Raw genomic sequence first — 16,078 nt, forward strand, 5'->3', positions numbered from 1 at the left:
AGAGCCTGGAGGTATTCGGAATGATCGAAGCCAAGAATCTCACCAAGGTCTACGGCCTCCGGCAGGACAGGGCGCTGCCCCTCCTGCGGCAAGCCGAGCGCCAGAGCGCCGTGCGGACCGCAGGCGGGTTTCTCGCCGTTGACCAAGTGAGTTTCTCCGTCTCGCCCGGAGAGATCTTCGTGATCATGGGCCTGTCCGGGTCGGGCAAGTCGACGGTGCTGCGCATGTTGAACCGTCTCGTCGAGCCGACCGAGGGATCATTGCGGATCGACGGTGCCGACGTGTCGGCGATGCGGCAGGACGAGCTGCGGCCGCTCCGTAACCGGAAGATCAATATGGTCTTCCAGCACTTCGCGCTGCTACCTCACCGGTCCATCAGGGAGAACGCCGCCTACGGGCTCAAGATCCGGCAGGTGCCTGTCAGAGAGCGCCTGGAGCGGGCGGATTGGGCGCTGCAGCGCGTGGGACTGGAGCAGTGGGGAGACTCCTATCCACACGAGCTGTCCGGCGGGATGAAGCAGCGGGTCGGACTCGCCCGGGCACTCGCCACCGACGCCGAGATCCTGCTCATGGACGAGCCGTTCAGCGCCCTGGACCCGCTCATCCGCCGTGACATGCAGGAGTTGCTGCTCCAGCTCCAGGCCGCGGACCAGCGGACGATCGTCTTCGTCACACACGACCTCAATGAGGCGATGCGGATCGGGGACCGCATCATGGTCATGCGCGACGGCCAGGTGGTACAGTGCGCCACCGGCACCGAGATCATCTCTGAGCCGGCCGACGAGTACGTGAGCGAATTCATCGCCGACGTCGACCGCTCTCGTGTCCTCACCGCCGCAAGCGTCCTTCGCGCGCCACTGGTGACCGCCCGGTGGGACGAAAGCCCGGGTGAGGTACTCCAACGGCTCGAGAACGTGGAGATGAACGGCATCTTCGTCCTCGACGAGACCAACCGCATCCTCGGAGTGGCGACCGACGAAGCACTCGCCAGAGCTTTGCGAGAGGGCGAGACCGCCCTCGATTCCTGCCTGGCCGGCGACTATCACGCAGTATCGCCGGACCTGCCCATCGTCGAGTTCTGCGATCTCGCAGGCCGCCACCCCGTTCCCGTCGCCGTCGTGGACGACGACAAGCGTCTTCTCGGCGTCGCCCCCAGGGCCGCGATCCTGGGAGCCCTGGCCGCCCCGAAGAAGGTGAGACATGCCTAGGATTCCCATCGGCGACGGGGTGGAACGCGGTATCCAGTTCCTGCTCGACCGCCTCGGCGGGCTGTTCGACGTCGTTTCCGTGGCGCTGCTGCAGCTCGTCAACACGGTCTACACAATCCTCGTCGCGCCGCATCCGCTGTTGTCGATCACCGTGCTGTCCGCCGTCGCCTGGTTCGCCGGCAGGCGTTTGCCGCTCGTCGTGTTCACCGTGCTGGCCTTCCTGCTCGTGGCATCGATGCAGCTGTGGGTCCAGACCATGCAGACGCTCGCGGTCGTCATCGTCGCGGCGGTCATCGCGGTCGCCGTCGGTGTGCCACTGGGCGTCTGGGCGGCGCGCAGCGACCGGGCGAGCCTGCTGACGAGACCGGCACTCGACTTCATGCAGACCTTGCCGGTCTTCGTCTACCTCATCCCCGCGGTGTTCCTCTTCGGCATCGGTGTGGTGCCCGGCGTGGTGGCCACCACCGTCTTTGCCATCCCGCCCGCTGTCCGGCTCACCGAACTCGGCATCCGTCAGGTCGACGCCGAAGTCGTCGAGGCGGCGGTCGCCTTCGGCTCTCGGCCACGACAGGTGCTACGCGAGGTGCAACTCCCGCTCGCGCTGCCGTCCATCATGGCAGGCGTCAACCAAGTGATCATGATGGCGCTGTCGATGGTCGTCATCGCCGGCATGGTCGGCGCCCAGGGGCTGGGGGCCGTCGTGGTTCAGGGCGTCACCCAGCTCGACATCGGCTCAGGGTTCGAGGGCGGACTCGCCGTTGTCATTCTCGCGATCTACCTCGATCGTGTGACGGCCGCCCTGGGATCTGGCGGCTTCAGGCGCAGACGCTCTCAAAGCCGCGAAACCATCGTGTCCCAGACGCCGGCGCTTTCCGGCCCCAGACATGAGGACGCTGAAGTTCCCGCCTGACTGATATCGCCGGGCTCCGCCGCTGTCTTGGCAGCGGCACGCGGAAGCGGACGGACTTTCGCGGTGCGCCAGAGGGGCTGATGGCAAGAGGCTGAACTCGGTGCGGTGGATCTTCGGGCGGTGCCGGGAACGCGCGGCGGCAGCGGCCCCGCCTGCCGGCGCTATACGGGGACGGCGAGGGTGACGGTGAAACCCGATGACACGCTGCCCGACATCGTGCCGAGCTGGCTCGTGTGCCCGTCGCTGAAGATGCCGTCGCCGTCCAGGGAGACCTCGCTCAGGTTGCGCACGCTCTGGCTGTAGCCGTCGGTCGCGTACACGGTGTCACACGCTTCCTTGGGCAGCGCCAGCTGGGAGGTCGCGATCTTGTTGTCGGACGTCGTGGCCTTGGCCAGGCTCGGATAGACCTCGAAATGGACGTGCGGCCACCGGCCCGCGTAGCAGCCCGGGAAGATGCTCGTGAAGGAGACCTTCCCGCCGCTGTCGGCCTCCTGGACCCCGCGCAAATAGTTCTCGCCGGTGACGGCTTCGGAGTACATCGAGTAGTTGCCGTCGCGGTCGCAGTGCCACAGGTAGACCGCCGCGCCGGCCAGTGCCGAGCAGCCGGCCGAGGTGTCCTGGACGGTCAGCTCGATGGTCAGGGGAACGCCCGCGGCGGTGCCCGAGCCCGAGCCGAAACTGGGACGGATGTCGCTCCGGACGATGCCGCTCTGGGCGAGGATGTTCGGCCCGTTCGATCCGTCGCCCGGGAACGGGCCGGCGGTCTCTTCCGGGATCTCGGCGCAGCCGCCGGCCGTCGCCGCCGCGCTCGCCGCGCCGGTGGACGTCGAGGCCGCGGTCGATGGGGCGGTGGTCGCGCCGGTGCCGCAGCCGACCAGGGTCGCCAGGCCCGCGCCGGCGAACAGGCCCAGCATCCGCCGGCGTTCCAGCAGCGTCGACATGTCGAACTGCAGCCCGCGGTCGAAGATGTCCTCGTGGTGGTGCATCTCTACTCCATGCTGAGCAAGCGCCACTGAGCCGGCTCGAAAAGAGGGCGGCGCATGAAAGGCCACCATCTAAACAGCTGGCGCATCGATTGTCACCCTCTGCCACGATTCTCACCCAGGCCGCGGGCCAGGACTTCGCGCAACGCCTCGTTGGTGATGGAGAAGTGCCCCTGCGCGATCTCGCCCGCGCGCTGCGCGTCCCCGGCCTCGATGGCCTCGCACAACGCGCTGTGCTCGGCCAGCGCCCGCTGGTAGACGGCCGGCGCCCCGTCGTACGGCTCGATCGGGAAGCCCAGGCTGACCCGGCTGAGCAGGTCGTGGCTGAGCAGGGCGATCTGCGGGTTGCGGGTGGCCTCCACGACGGCCTGGTGGAAGGCGATGTCGGCGGCGTGCTCCTGGTGGGGGGAGCGCGCGGAGCCGTACCGGTCGAGCGCCTCGCGCATCCGCGCCACGTCGCCGGGCTCGCGCCGCTCCGCCGCCACCCGCGCGACCATGCCCTCGACCAGGCAGCGCAGGTCGAAGAGCTGTTCCATCTCGGCCCAGCGGGGCAGCAGCGTCCGCCGCACCGCGTCGGCGGACGCGCTCGTCCAGGCTTCCTGCACGTACGCGCCGCCGTTGCGCCCGCGCCGGATGTCGACGATGCCCACCGCGAGCAGCCGGCCGATCGCCTCCCGGACGGTCGACCGGCCCACGCCGAGGATCTGGGCCAGCTCCCGCTCCGGCGGCAGCCGCTCGCCCGGCAGGTATTCGCCGATCGCGATGGCGGTGATGAGCCGGTCGGCCACCTCTTCCGCGGCGGTCGGCAGCCGCACCGGCCGCAACACCGAACCGCCGGCCGTCTCGTCCTGCACGTTCCTCCTCGGAGCTCCTTGGGGCGACATCGATCATGTCAGCCCGGGCGGCGGGTTTCCCCGCTGTTACTGCTGTGCAACGTTCGCAAAAAGGTCTTGTGGACAGACCTTTAATCCATACATCCTACCGATCAGCACGAGGGAGGAACCATTGCCCATCCCAGAACCCGCGCTCACCAGCACTGTCGCCTTCCGCGACTGGAAGACGTGGTACCGCATCACGGGCGACCTGAAATCCGCCAAAACCCCGTTGGTCGTGCTCCACGGCGGGCCTGGAGCGGCCCACGACTACACGCTGCGCATCGCCGGCCTGGCCGGGCAAGGCCGCGCGGTCGTCCACTACGACCAGCTCGGCATCGGCAACTCCACCCACCTGCCCGGCGAGGGCGCGGACTTCTGGACCGTCCAGCTCTTCCTCGACGAGCTGGACAACCTGCTGGCCGCACTCGGCCTCGACGGCGGCTACCACGTCCTCGGCCAGTCGTGGGGCGGCATGCTCGCCGCCGAGCACGCCGTACGCCGCCCGGCCGGGCTCAAGGCCCTCGTCATCGCCAACTCGCCGGCGTCCATGGAGTTGTGGCTGTCGGAGGCGGCGCGCCTGCGCGCCCTGCTCCCGCCCGAGGTCCAGAAGACACTGCGCGAGCACGAGGAGGCCGGCACCACCGGCCACCCCGGCTACAAGGCCGCCGAGGCCGTCTTCAACGCCCGGCACGTCTGCCGGATCGTGCCGAACCCGCCCGAGGTGGCCGCGACCTTCGCCGCCATCGACGCGGACCCGACCGTCTACCACACCATGAACGGTCCCAACGAGTTCCACGTCATCGGAACGCTGAAGGACTGGACGATCATCGACCGGGCCGACCGCATCGCGGTGCCGACGCTGCTCGTCTCGGGCCGCCATGACGAGGCGACCGAGGCCACGGTGCGGCCGTACGCCGACCGGATCCCCGATGTGCGCTGGGAGATCTTCGAAGACTCCAGCCACATGCCCCATGTCGAGGAGGAGGAGGCCTACCTCCGCCTCGTCGGCGCGTTCCTCGACGAGAACGACTGACTGGAGCCCGCACCATGGCACGGCACCTCCTTCGCGCCCACCCGCTCATCCGCCCGACCGCCGCGATCTCCGCGGCACTCGTCCTGGCCGCCTGTTCGAGCACCCAGCCCACCGCCCCCGCGGCCTCCGCGGCGGCGGCCGCCGCGACCCCGGGTGGGTTCCAGGAGGCGCACAAGGGCGGCACGCTCAAGCTGCTCGCCAAGAGCGCCGCGGGCACGCTGGACCCGCAGGTCAACTACACCCTGCAGTACTGGCAGCTCTACCAGTCCATGTACGACGGCCTCATGGCGTTCAGGAAGGTCGGCGGCGAGGAGTCGTTCAAGGTCGTCCCCGACCTGGCCGAGGCCATGCCCGAGGTGAGCGACGACGGCAAGACGTACGTCTTCAAGCTGCGCAAGGGCGTCAAGTTCTCCAGCGGCGACGAGGTCACCGCGGACGATGTGGTGGCCTCGTTCGAGCGGCTGTTCAAGGTGTCCAGCCCCACCGCCGGCACCTTCTACAACGGCATCGCAGGCGCCGCCGCCTGTGTCAAGAAGCCCAAGTCGTGCTCGCTGGACGAGGGCGTGACCGGCGACGCGGCGGCCGGCACCGTGACGATCAAGCTCACCCAGCCCGACCCGGAGTTCCTCTTCAAACTGGCCGTCCCGCACGCCAGCGTGCTGCCGAAGGGCTCGCCCGCCAAGGACTCCGGCACCAAGCCGCTGCCCACGACCGGCCCGTACATGGTCGGCTCCTACGACCCGAGCCGCGCGCTGAAGCTCGTACGCAACCCGCACTTCACCGAATGGTCGCGCGACGCCCAGCCGCAGGCCTACGCCGACGAGATCGACTACTCCTTCGGCCTCACCGTCGAGGCGGCCGTCACCGCCGTGCAGAACGGCCAGGCCGACTGGGTGTTCGACCCGCCGCCCGCGGACCGGCTCAACGAGCTCGGCACCACGTACGCCGACCAGGTGCACATCAGCCAGCTCACCGCGTTCTGGTATCTGACGCTCAACACCAACCTCGCCCCGTTCGACAACGAGCAGGCCCGGCAGGCGATCAACTGGGCGGTGGACCGCAACGCCCTCGTCCAGCTCTACGGCGGCGCCAACCTGGCCCAGCCCGCCTGCACCGTCCTGCCGCCGGGCTTCCCCGGCCACGTCGACTTCTGCGACTACACCAAGGACGGCGGCGCCAAGTGGAGCGCGCCCGACCTGGAGAAGGCCAAGCAGCTCGTCCAGCAGTCCGGCACCGCCGGCCAGGAGATCGGCATCGTCGTCCAGGACGACACCGTCAACAAGAGCATCGGCGAATATCTGCAGAGCGTGCTGACCGAGATCGGCTACAAGGCCGTGCTCAAGCCGCTGTCGGGTGACATCCAGTTCACCTACATCCAGAACACCGAGAACAAGGTCCAGCTGGCGCTGACCCAGTGGTATCAGGACTACCCCGCGGCCTCGAACTTCCTCAACGTCCTGCTGTCGTGCGCCTCCTTCAAGCCCGGCAGCGACTCCAGCATCAACATCGCCGGCTTCTGCGACAAGGGGATCGACACCCAGATGCAGACCGCCTTGGAGACGCAGCGGACCGACCAGGCCAAGGCCGACCAGCTGTGGGGCCAGATCGACCAGGAGATCATGAAGAAGTCGCCGGTCGTGCCGCTCTTCACCCCCAAGCAGGTGAACTTCATCTCCAAGCGGGTCGGCAACTACCAGTTCAGCAAGCAGTTCTACATGCTGGTCGGCCAGCTCTGGGTCCAGTGAGCCAGCCGATCGCAACCGGCGCCGGGCCGTGGCGGGCCGCGCTCGCCCGGCTGGCGCGCGACAAGGCCGCGCTGGCCGGCCTGGTGGCGTTCCTGGTGGTCGTGACGGCCTGCCTGCTCGCCCCCGCGTACGCCGGCCAGGTGGCGCACACGAACCCGTTCCGGTCCAACATCTCCGGCACGACCGTGGTCGACGGCCGGACCGTGCCGGTGCTGGCGCCCAGCAGCACCGGCCTCGGCCTGGGCGTCACCCCCATCGGCCCCACCTGGGACCCCGCGCACTACTTCCTCGGCGCCGACAACCAGGGCCGCGACGTCATGGCCCGGCTGCTGTACGGCGGGCGCAACAGCCTGCTCATCGGCGTGACCTCGGCGCTGCTGTGCTGTCTGGTCGCCGCCGTCGTGGGCGTCGTCGCCGGATACGCCGGCGGCGCGGTCGACGCGGTGCTGTCGCGGATCCTCGACGTGCTGTGGTCGATCCCCGTCTACCTGCTGGCGATCTGCCTGTCGGTGGTGCTGCTCACCGGCGGGCTGCGGGTCGGGCCGATCAGCCTGGAGGCCGGCAGCCTCTGGGTGCCGATCGGCATCATCGCCGCCGTCTACGTGCCGTACGCGGCCCGCCCGATCCGCGGCCAGGTGATCGCCCTGCGCAACCGCGAGTTCGTCCAGGCGGCGATCGGCGTCGGCGCGTCCGACCTGCGCATCATGCGCAAGGACCTGCTGCCGAACGTGCTGCCCACGCTGATCGTCATGCTGCCGATGATGACGGCGCTGGACATGCTCATCGAGTCGGCGCTGTCGTTCCTGTCCATCGGCGTCCAGCCGCCGGACGCCAGCTGGGGCACGATCATCAACGACGGGCTCGGGCTGCTCTACACCCGGCCGGCCGTGGCCCTCGCGCCCGGCCTGCTCATCGCCGTCACCGCCGTCGCGCTGAACGTCTTCGGCGACGGCGTCCGCCACGCGCTCGACCCGGGCGCCCGGCTGCGCGGTGGAGTGTAGATGGCCGGCTTCCTGCTGCGCCGCCTGCTCTCCGCCGTCCTGGTGCTGTTCGCGATCAGCGTCCTGGTGTTCCTCATCTTCTTCGCCACGCCCGGCGTCGACCCGGCCGCCCGTATCGCCGGGCGCAACGCCGACCCGGAGACGCTCGCCCAGGTGCGCGCCTCCTTCGGCCTCGACCAGCCGCTGCCCGTCCGGTACGCGCTGATGATGGGCCACCTGTTCGTCACCCGCGACCTGGAGTCCTACGTCAACCGCGGCGCGAAGGTGATCCCGCAGGTGCTGCAGGCGGCGCCGGTCACGCTCTCCCTCGTGCTCGGCGCGGCCCTCATCTGGATGGCGCTCGCGGTCGTCATGGGCACCACGGCCGCCCGGCTGCGCGGCACGATCCTCGACCCGATCATCATGCTGCTCGGCGTCATCGGCATCTCCCTGCCGGTCTACTGGCTGGGCGAGGTGGTCAACCTGCTCACGCAGAGCCGGCTGCGCGAGAGCCTGTTCTCGTGGGTGCCGCCGCTCGGTTACGTCCCCTTCGGCCAGGACCCGTTCCAGTGGGCGCTGCACCTGCTGTTCCCCTGGCTGACGCTCGCCGTCCTGTACGCCGGCATCTACGCCCGGCTGCTGCGCGCCGAACTCGTCACCACCATGGAGGAGGACTACGTGCGCACCGCCCGGGCCAAGGGCATCTCGGAGTGGCGGATCCTCATCCGGCACGCGCTGCGCTGCTCGCTCATCCCCATCGTCTCGCTCTTCGGCCTGGACTTCGGCGCGCTGGTGGGCGGCGCCGCGCTGCTCACCGAGGTGGTCTTCGGGCTGCCGGGCATCGGCAGGCTGACGTACGAGGCCCTGCAGAAAGTCGACCTGCCGATGATCATGGGTACGGTCCTGTACGCCGCGTTCTTCGTCGTCCTCGCCAACGCCGTCGTGGACCTCCTCTACGCCCGGCTCGACCCGAGGGCGCGCCGTGGGTGAGCCGCTCCTGGAGATCCGCGACCTGCGGGTCACCTTCCACACCCGCGCCGGTCGCGTCACGGCGGTGGACGGGCTCTCGGTCGCCGTCGAGCCCGGCCAGGTGCTCGGCATCGTGGGCGAGTCCGGCTCCGGCAAGAGCGTGTCCATGCTGAGCCTGCTCAAGCTGATCCGCGATCCGGGCGCCCGCGTCACCGGCACGGCCCTGTTCGACGGCCGTGACCTGCTGGCGCGCACCGACCGGGAGCTGCGTGCCATCCGCGGGCGCCACATCGCGATGATCTTCCAGGATCCGATGACGGCGCTCACGCCCGTCTACACGATCGGCTGGCACATCGCCGAGCAACTGCGCGCCCACCGCTCCCTGACCCGGCGGCAGGCCCGCGACCGGGCCGTCGAGCTGCTGGAGGAGGTGGGCATCGCCGACGCCGGCCGCCGCGTGGACGACTACCCGCACCAGTTCTCCGGCGGCATGCGCCAGCGCGCCGTCATCGCGCTCGCCCTCGCCTGCGACCCGCGCCTGCTCATCGCCGACGAGCCGACCACCGCCCTGGACGTCACCACGCAGGCGCAGATCCTCGACCTCATGCGCCGGCTGCGCGAGCGGCACGGCTCGGCCATCGTGATCATCACCCACGACATCGGCGTCGTCTCCGAACTGGCCGACCGGGTCCTCGTCATGTACGGCGGGCGCGCCGTCGAATACGGGCCCACCGCGGAGGTGCTGCGCCGGCCCCGCCACCCCTACACCTGGGGGCTGCTCGACTCGGTGCCCCGGGTGACCGGCCCCAGGCCGCGCCGCCTGGCCGCCATCCCGGGGACCTCCGTGTCGCCGTACGACCTGCCGGAGGGGTGCGCCTTCGCGCCGCGGTGCGCGTATCGGCTGCCGGTCTGCGATGACAAACCGCGCCTGGAGGGCGCGGCGGACCACGAGGACGCGTGCTGGCTCCCGCTGGAGGGCCGCTCGGACCTGAGGCAGGAGACGAGATGAGCCAGGTGCTGCTGCGAGCGGCCGACGTCGTCAAGCACTTCCCGCTGGGCCGCTCCCTGCCGGGGCGCCCCCGCGACACCGTCCGCGCCGTGGACGGCGTCTCCCTCGACGTCCGCGCGGGGGAGACCCTCGGCCTGGTCGGCGAGTCCGGCTGCGGCAAGTCCACCCTCGGCCGCTGCCTGGTCCGCCTGATGGACCTCACCGGCGGCACCGTCGAGTTCGCCGGCCGCGACATCACCCGGCTGTCCCGCCGCCGGCTCCGCCCCGTCCGCCGCGAGCTGCAACTCGTCTTCCAGGACCCGTACGCCTCCCTGAACCCGCGCCGCCGCGTCGGCGACATCGTGGCCGACCCGCTGCACGTCCACGGCTTCGGCTCCGCCGCCGAGATCCGCCGCCGCACCGCGGAGCTGTTCGACGTCGTCGGCCTGCCCGCGGCGTACGCCGGCCGCTACCCGCACGAGTTCTCCGGCGGCCAGCGCCAGCGCATCGGCATCGCCAGAGCGCTCGCCACCGAGCCGCGCCTCATCGTCGCCGACGAGCCGGTCTCGGCGCTGGACGTCTCCATCCAGGCCCAGGTGCTCAACCTCTTCGCCGACCTGCAGGAACGGTACGGCCTGACGTACGTCTTCATCGCCCACGACCTGGGCGTGGTCCGGCAGGTCAGCACCCGCATCGCCGTCATGTACCTGGGCGAGATCGTCGAGACGGCCGACGCCGAGGCGCTGTACGCGGGCCCCGCCCACCCGTACACGCGGGCGCTGCTGTCGGCCGTGCCGCGGATCGACGACGGCACGGCCCAGTCGCCGGCAGGGCGCCGCGAGCGCATCGTGCTGCCGGGCGAGGTGCCGAGCCCGGTCAACAAGCCCGCCGGCTGCGCCTTCCACCCGCGCTGCCCGCACGCCCGCGACCTGTGCAAGCTGGAGCGGCCCCGCCTGCGCGAGGTCGCCCCGAACCGGCAGGCCGCCTGCCATTTTCCCCAAGGATGAGAAGGCCGAGGGCCGATCAGCCGAGGTTGATCCAGACGCCCTTCGTCTCGGTGAACTCGTCGATCGCCGTCGAGCTCATCTCGCGTCCCCATCCGCTGGCCCCGAACCCTCCCCAAGGCGCGGCGGGATCCAGGAACGGCAGCATGTTCACATAGATGCTGCCGGCCCGGATGGCGGCGGCGAGGGAGTGCGCCGTGGTCAGGTCCTTGGTCCACACGCAGGCGGCCAGCCCGTACTCCGTGTCGTTCGCCCGTCCTGCGAGCTCCTCGGGATCCTCATAGGACAGGATCGACAGCACCGGGCCGAAGATCTCCTCCCGCGCGATCACCATGTCGTCCCTGACGCCGCCGAAGACCGTCGGCTGGAAGAAGTACCCGGCCGCGAGGTCGCCGTCCGGCCGCTTCCCCCCGGTCACCAGCTCGGCCCCCTGCTCGACGCCGAGCCGTACATAGTGGGCGACCCGGTCCACCTGCTCCTGGGAAACGAGCGGGCCCATGACCGTCTCCGGAGCGAGACCGGGCCCCAGAGGCAGGCCGGCCGCCGCCGCGGCGATCTTCTCGGTGAACTCGTCCACGCGGCGTTCGTCCACGTAGAAGCGGGTGTAGGCGGCGCAGACCTGGCCACTGTTGAGCAGCGCGCCCTGCAGGTTGCCGGCGACGGCGGCGTCGATGTCGGCGTCCCGGGCCACGATGCTCGGCGCCTTGCCGCCGAGCTCCAGGCTGACCCGCTTGAGGTTGCCCGCGGCGGCGGCCACGATCAGCTTGCCCACCTCGGTGGAGCCGGTGAAGGACACCTTGTCCACGTCCGGATGCTCGGTCAGCGCCTTGCCCGCCACCGGGCCGCCGGTCAGGCAGTTGACCACCCCGGCGGGCACCCCCGCCTCCATGCAGAGCCGGGCGAGGAACACCGTGGTCAGGGGCGTCTGCTCGGCCGGTTTGAGTATCACGGTGTTGCCGCACGCGAGCGCCGGCGCGAGCTTCCAGGCCGCGATCGCGAGCGGCAGGTTCCACGGCGTGATCAGGGCGCACACGCCGATCGGCTCGCGCCGCGTGTAGTGCATCGTGCCGGGGATGGACACCGCGGACACCGAGCCCTCGATCTTCGTGCACCAGCCGGCGTAGTAGCGGAACATCTCCGCGGCCAGCGGCACGTTGAGGCCCTTGGCGATGCCGATCGGCTGTCCCTGGTCGCGGGTCTCCAGCTCGGCGAGCTCGTCCGCGTGCTGTTCGATGAGATCGGCGATCCGCCAGAGCACCCGCGCTCGTGCGGCCGGCGGCATGGTGCGCCACTCCGGGTCGTCGAACGCGGCACGTGCCGCGGACACCGCGGCGTCCACCTCGGCCGGCCCCGCCTCGGCCACCACGGCGAGCGGCTCACCCGTCGCCGGGTCGTAGGTCTTGAACTCGGCGCCGTCGGCGGCCGGCACCCATTCCCCGCCGATCAGCAGACTCGTCGGCATGTCCATGATGGCTCCCTATCGGCCGGAGAGGATGAGGTCGGAGGCCTTCTCGCCGATCATGATGGTCGGCGCGTTGGTGTTGCCCGACGGGACCGACGGCATGATCGAGGCATCCGCTACCCGCAGTCCCGAGACGCCGTGCACGCGCAGGCTCGGGTCGACCACGGACATGGAGTCCAGCCCCATGCGGCACGTGCCGACCTGGTGCTGATACGTGCTGACTGCGCGCCGCACGTACGCGCGGAGGTCGTCCCTGGTACGGGCCTCGGGGCCGGGCGCCACCTCGGCCTTGCGCCATTCGTCGAAGGAGGTGGACGCGCCGATCTCGCGGCAGATCTCGACCGCGTCCACCAGCGCTTCCAGGTCGTAGCTCTCGGCCAGCATGTTGGGATCCACCAGCGGTGACGTCTCCGGGTCGGCCGAGGCCAGGCGCAGGGTGCCACGGGACAGCGGGCGCACGATGCCGGGCGCGATGGTGTATCCGTGCTCGGGCATCGGATAGCTGTCCGCCGGGTACGGCACGTGGAAGAACAGCGGCTGCAGGTCCGGCCCGGGGCGCCCCGCGTCGGTGCTGGCGAACAGCTGGGCCTCCAGCAGGTTCGCCTTGCCGGGGGGCAGCGGCTTGGTCGCCTCGTAGAGGTTGAAGACGATCGCGTGGTCGTGCAGGTTCTCGCCGACTCCCGGGAGATCGGCCAGCACGTCGATGCCGAACTCGGCAAGGTGCCCGGCCGGGCCCACGCCGCTGAGCAGGAGCAGCTGCGCCGATCCGACGACGCCACCGCAGAGGATGACCTCGGCCGCAGCCCGGGTCCGGTGCAGCCTCCCGCCTGCCGAGTATTCGACGCCGACCGCCCGGCGCCCCTCGAACAGCACCCGGTGCGCGTGCGCGCCGGTCGTCACGGTCAGCCCGGGGTGGCCGGTCACCGGGGCCACGAAGCTCTGCCAGGCGCTCATCCGCTTCCCGTCGCGGACGGTGACGTGGTTGAAGCCGACGCCGGACATCTGCTCGCCGTTGAAGTCGTCGGTCTGCGGGATGCCGAGGGCGGTGGCCGCCTCGATGAAAGAGAAGGCGGTCGGATGCGGATCGGCGATGCGGGAGACCGGCAGCGGGCCACCGGCGCCATGCCACTCGCTCGCGCCGTCGACGTGGTCCTCGGAGCGCTTGAACAGCGGCAGCACGCTCTCCCAGTCCCAGCCGGGGCAGCCTCCATAGGCCCAGGAGTCGTAGTCGCTGCGATGTCCCCGGACGTAGATCATCCCGTTGATCGAACTGCTGCCGCCCAGGACCTTGCCGCGCGGCCAGATGATCGAGCGATCGTTCGCGTGCTTCTGGGGGACCGTCGGTATGGCCCAGTCCATCTCGCCGCCCAGGAGCGCCGGCCACGCCTGCGGTGTGCTGATCAGCGGGTCGTCGTCACCGGGACCGGCTTCGAGCACGTGCACGCGGTGGCCCTGATCGAGCAACCGGCGGGTGATGACACTGCCTGCCGAGCCGGCCCCCACGACCACATAGTCGTGTTCTGTTGCTTCAGGGGTCGCCATGCCGCTCCCTCCCCATCGTGATTCCGTGCCGCAAAGGTAAAACAGCAGGTCGGGAGGAGGGCGCCACCCTGCGCACGGGCACTCGCCATTCCGTGCATCGCGAGCGGATCGGTGACCGGAACGGTGACGTTGACAGGCCGTTGACGGCACAACAAACTCCTGATCCTCCACCCAGGGGGCATCATCATGAGACGTCACGACTACCAGCGGCTTGAGAAGTTCCAGGCCGCCGCGTCGCAAGCCTTCGTGCCCCTGCGCATCGGGGTGCCGAGGGAGGCCGGTTTCCACGCCTCCTTCTGCGGCGCGAGCATCAACGACCTGCCCGCCACGCACATCTCCGGCACGGCGTGCTCGGTCCGCCGGGACGCCCGCACGATCGGCTCCGCCGATCCGGAGCTGGTCAAGGTCGCGCTGCATCGGCGCGGGCGAGCCGGCGTGGAGCAGGACGGCCGGCAATGCCTGCTGCAACCCGGTGATCTCGAGGCCTACGACACGACCCGGCCGTACGAACTGCGTTACTGGGACGACTTCGACACCACCGTCATCGCGATACCGCGCGCGCGGCTCGGGCTCAACGCCGAGCTGATCGCACGGCGGTGCGCGGTGCCGCTGCCGGCCGGTCCGGGAGTCAGATCGGTGGTGTCGGCCTGTCTGACCGGGCTCGGCGGAACCGCCGGCGAGCTGTCCGGCGCCGCCGGCATGCACTTCGCCGACGCGCTGATCTCGTTGATCCTCTCGGTTTTCGCCGAGGACCGGCGTGAGGAGCCGGCGTCCCACCTGACCGACCGCATCCTCGCCCACTGTCTGGCCAACCTGTCCGACCCGGCCCTGTCCGCGGCCTCCGTCGCGCACCGGCACGGCATCTCGGTGCGCTATCTGCACAAGCTGCTGAGCGGGCGGGGCATGTCCCTCGCGGCCTGGATCAGGCACGAACGGCTGCGCCGCATCCAGCGTGACCTCGCCAATCCCGCACTCGCGAATCGGACGACCGGCGAGATCGCGGCCCGCTGGGGCATCCTCGACCCCACGCATCTCGGCCGTGCCCTCAGAGCGGAGTTCGGCCAGACGGCCACAGAGATCCGCCGCGAAGCGCTATCCCGGCGCTGACCCTCCCGCCGCGGCGAGTTTCCTGCTGAACTCCTCCTCGGCGAGGGCGCGCCAGGCGGTGAGCGAGACGTCCGGGCGGTACAGCCGCTCCGGCGGGGCGTCGGTCATGTCCACCATCCAGGCGTCCTGGCCGGAGAACTGCCCGTGGAACAGCCACCGGATCGCGCCCAGGTACTTGGCGTAGAAGCGCAGCGTGGACCAGCCCTCGGTGAAGTTCACCATCACGCCCACGTACCGGTGGTGGCCGCTGTCGACCGGCACGTAGAACTCGTAGTGGATGAACTTCGGGTACGCGATGCGCAGCACACCCGGCATGGACAGCGAGGCGAACCCGGGGAACCGCTGCGCCTCGATGATCCGGTCCGTCTTCTTCGGCGCGCCGGTGTTGCCGATGTTGAACGTGCCCTTCGGCGGCCGCAGCTTCCACCAGCGCTTGTTCGACCAGCGCCCCACGCCGGGGAAGTCCGCGTCCCAGTGCACCTCGTCCTGGACCCGGTAGATCCACCGGCCCCGGGGGACGATCCGGGTCACGTTCCACGTCGGCATCGGCTTGAACAGCCGCCACAGAGAGGTCCGGTGCAGGTACTTCGCGTGCCCCTCGTCGAAGCCGTTCTCGCAGGCGAAGCGCCAGTTGCCGGCCCGCGGATCGATCCGGCCGCCGAGGACGAACGGGTTGCCGGCCAGTTCCTCGGGAAGCTGCTCGTCGATCGGAGGCGGCGCCTCGCCGGCGATCGGGACGTACACCCACACCATGCCCAGCCGCTCGGCCACGGCGTAGGTCCGGACGCTGACCTTGCCGCATATCGGCGAGGCCGGGCCGTCGGTGATGACCGCGCACAGCCGCCCGCTGGTCAGGTCGAACGTCCAGCCGTGGTACGGGCAGCTCACCGTACCGGGGAATTGCCGGTCGCCCTGCGACAGCGGTACGCCGCGGTGCGGGCAGCGGTCGTGCAGCGCGTACACCGTGCCTTTGTTGCGGACTCGGCAACGTCCAGAGTCGTTGCGGACTCGGCAACGTCCAGAGTCGTTGCGGACTCGGCAACGTCCAGAGTCGTCGCGGACCAGGGCGATCTTCTCGCCGCAGATGGTGTGCGCCGACGGCGTGCCGGTGATGTGGCTGGACCAGGTCACCGGGTACCAGTAGCCGCGGAACCCCGAGGCCGCCGCGTCGTAGTGCGGCCACGTCGACCAGTCTTGCCGACCGGGCTGCCGCCGGGCGGGCTTGCCGGCACTGGAATCCGTCATCACGCCGTCCTCAGGGTCGGAAAGTCT

Annotated in this window: 14 protein-coding genes; 9 read left to right on the plus strand and 5 right to left on the minus strand. The window is 70.2% G+C overall.

Annotated features, from left to right (window positions below):
* Positions 1 to 20: 20 nt before the first annotated feature.
* A complete protein-coding gene (locus ACTMTI_RS34305) occupies positions 21 to 1,208 on the plus strand; it encodes a quaternary amine ABC transporter ATP-binding protein (RefSeq protein ID WP_441124818.1) in 1,188 nt (395 codons plus the stop codon).
* A 79-nt stretch (positions 1,209 to 1,287) separates the two neighbouring features.
* Positions 1,288 to 2,118 carry an ABC transporter permease gene (locus ACTMTI_RS34310; protein WP_441124819.1) on the plus strand — a complete coding sequence of 277 codons (831 nt, stop codon included), beginning with the start codon at positions 1,288 to 1,290 and terminating at the stop codon, positions 2,116 to 2,118.
* A gap of 161 nt (positions 2,119 to 2,279) precedes the next feature.
* Here ACTMTI_RS34310 and ACTMTI_RS34315 read toward each other — a convergent pair whose 3' ends face one another.
* The gene (locus tag ACTMTI_RS34315; RefSeq protein ID WP_441124820.1) at positions 2,280 to 3,104 is read right to left on the minus strand and encodes an intradiol ring-cleavage dioxygenase; all 825 of its coding nucleotides are present in this window, start codon (positions 3,102 to 3,104) and stop codon (positions 2,280 to 2,282) included.
* 92 nt (positions 3,105 to 3,196) lie between these two features.
* Entirely contained in the window at positions 3,197 to 3,955 is a 759-nt protein-coding gene (locus tag ACTMTI_RS34320; protein ID WP_441124821.1) for a FadR/GntR family transcriptional regulator, read from the minus strand.
* A gap of 151 nt (positions 3,956 to 4,106) precedes the next feature.
* Between ACTMTI_RS34320 and ACTMTI_RS34325 the strand changes: the two genes are divergently transcribed.
* From ACTMTI_RS34325 to ACTMTI_RS34350, 6 genes are read left to right on the plus strand one after another with little or no spacing between them, the layout of a single operon-like run.
* Entirely contained in the window at positions 4,107 to 5,009 is a 903-nt protein-coding gene (locus tag ACTMTI_RS34325; RefSeq protein ID WP_441124822.1) for a proline iminopeptidase-family hydrolase, read from the plus strand.
* Between the two features lie 14 nt (positions 5,010 to 5,023).
* On the plus strand, positions 5,024 to 6,754 hold the full coding sequence (locus ACTMTI_RS34330) for an ABC transporter substrate-binding protein (RefSeq protein ID WP_441124823.1): 1,731 nt from the start codon (positions 5,024 to 5,026) through the stop codon (positions 6,752 to 6,754).
* On the plus strand, positions 6,751 to 7,755 hold the full coding sequence (locus ACTMTI_RS34335; protein ID WP_441124824.1) for an ABC transporter permease: 1,005 nt from the start codon (positions 6,751 to 6,753) through the stop codon (positions 7,753 to 7,755). The genes ACTMTI_RS34330 and ACTMTI_RS34335 overlap by 4 nt, the downstream gene beginning before the upstream one ends.
* On the plus strand, positions 7,756 to 8,724 hold the full coding sequence (locus tag ACTMTI_RS34340; protein ID WP_441124825.1) for an ABC transporter permease: 969 nt from the start codon (positions 7,756 to 7,758) through the stop codon (positions 8,722 to 8,724). It abuts the gene before it with no gap.
* Positions 8,717 to 9,712, plus strand: coding sequence for an ABC transporter ATP-binding protein (locus tag ACTMTI_RS34345; RefSeq protein ID WP_441124826.1), 996 nt, complete (start codon positions 8,717 to 8,719; stop codon positions 9,710 to 9,712). Before ACTMTI_RS34340 ends, ACTMTI_RS34345 begins: the two co-directional genes overlap by 8 nt.
* A complete protein-coding gene (locus ACTMTI_RS34350; protein WP_441124827.1) occupies positions 9,709 to 10,698 on the plus strand; it encodes an ABC transporter ATP-binding protein in 990 nt (329 codons plus the stop codon). Before ACTMTI_RS34345 ends, ACTMTI_RS34350 begins: the two co-directional genes overlap by 4 nt.
* A 16-nt stretch (positions 10,699 to 10,714) precedes the next feature.
* Here the strand turns inward: ACTMTI_RS34350 and ACTMTI_RS34355 are convergent, their stop codons facing one another.
* Positions 10,715 to 12,163, minus strand: coding sequence for an aldehyde dehydrogenase family protein (locus tag ACTMTI_RS34355; RefSeq protein ID WP_441124828.1), 1,449 nt, complete (start codon positions 12,161 to 12,163; stop codon positions 10,715 to 10,717).
* Between the two features lie 9 nt (positions 12,164 to 12,172).
* Positions 12,173 to 13,699: a GMC family oxidoreductase gene (locus ACTMTI_RS34360; protein ID WP_441124829.1), complete on the minus strand. Its 1,527-nt coding sequence runs from the start codon at positions 13,697 to 13,699 to the stop codon at positions 12,173 to 12,175.
* Positions 13,700 to 13,885: 186 nt separating this feature from the next.
* Here ACTMTI_RS34360 and ACTMTI_RS34365 point away from each other — a divergent pair, with 186 nt between their 5' ends.
* Positions 13,886 to 14,806, plus strand: coding sequence for a helix-turn-helix domain-containing protein (locus ACTMTI_RS34365; protein WP_441124830.1), 921 nt, complete (start codon positions 13,886 to 13,888; stop codon positions 14,804 to 14,806).
* Here the strand turns inward: ACTMTI_RS34365 and ACTMTI_RS34370 are convergent.
* Positions 14,792 to 16,051: an aromatic ring-hydroxylating oxygenase subunit alpha gene (locus ACTMTI_RS34370; RefSeq protein ID WP_441124831.1), complete on the minus strand. Its 1,260-nt coding sequence runs from the start codon at positions 16,049 to 16,051 to the stop codon at positions 14,792 to 14,794. The two genes, ACTMTI_RS34365 and ACTMTI_RS34370, sit on opposite strands and share 15 nt — an antisense overlap.
* Positions 16,052 to 16,078: the final 27 nt, after the last annotated feature.

The sequence above is a fragment of the Nonomuraea sp. H19 genome, from assembly GCF_052068215.1.
GTDB lineage: Bacteria > Actinomycetota > Actinomycetes > Streptosporangiales > Streptosporangiaceae > Nonomuraea.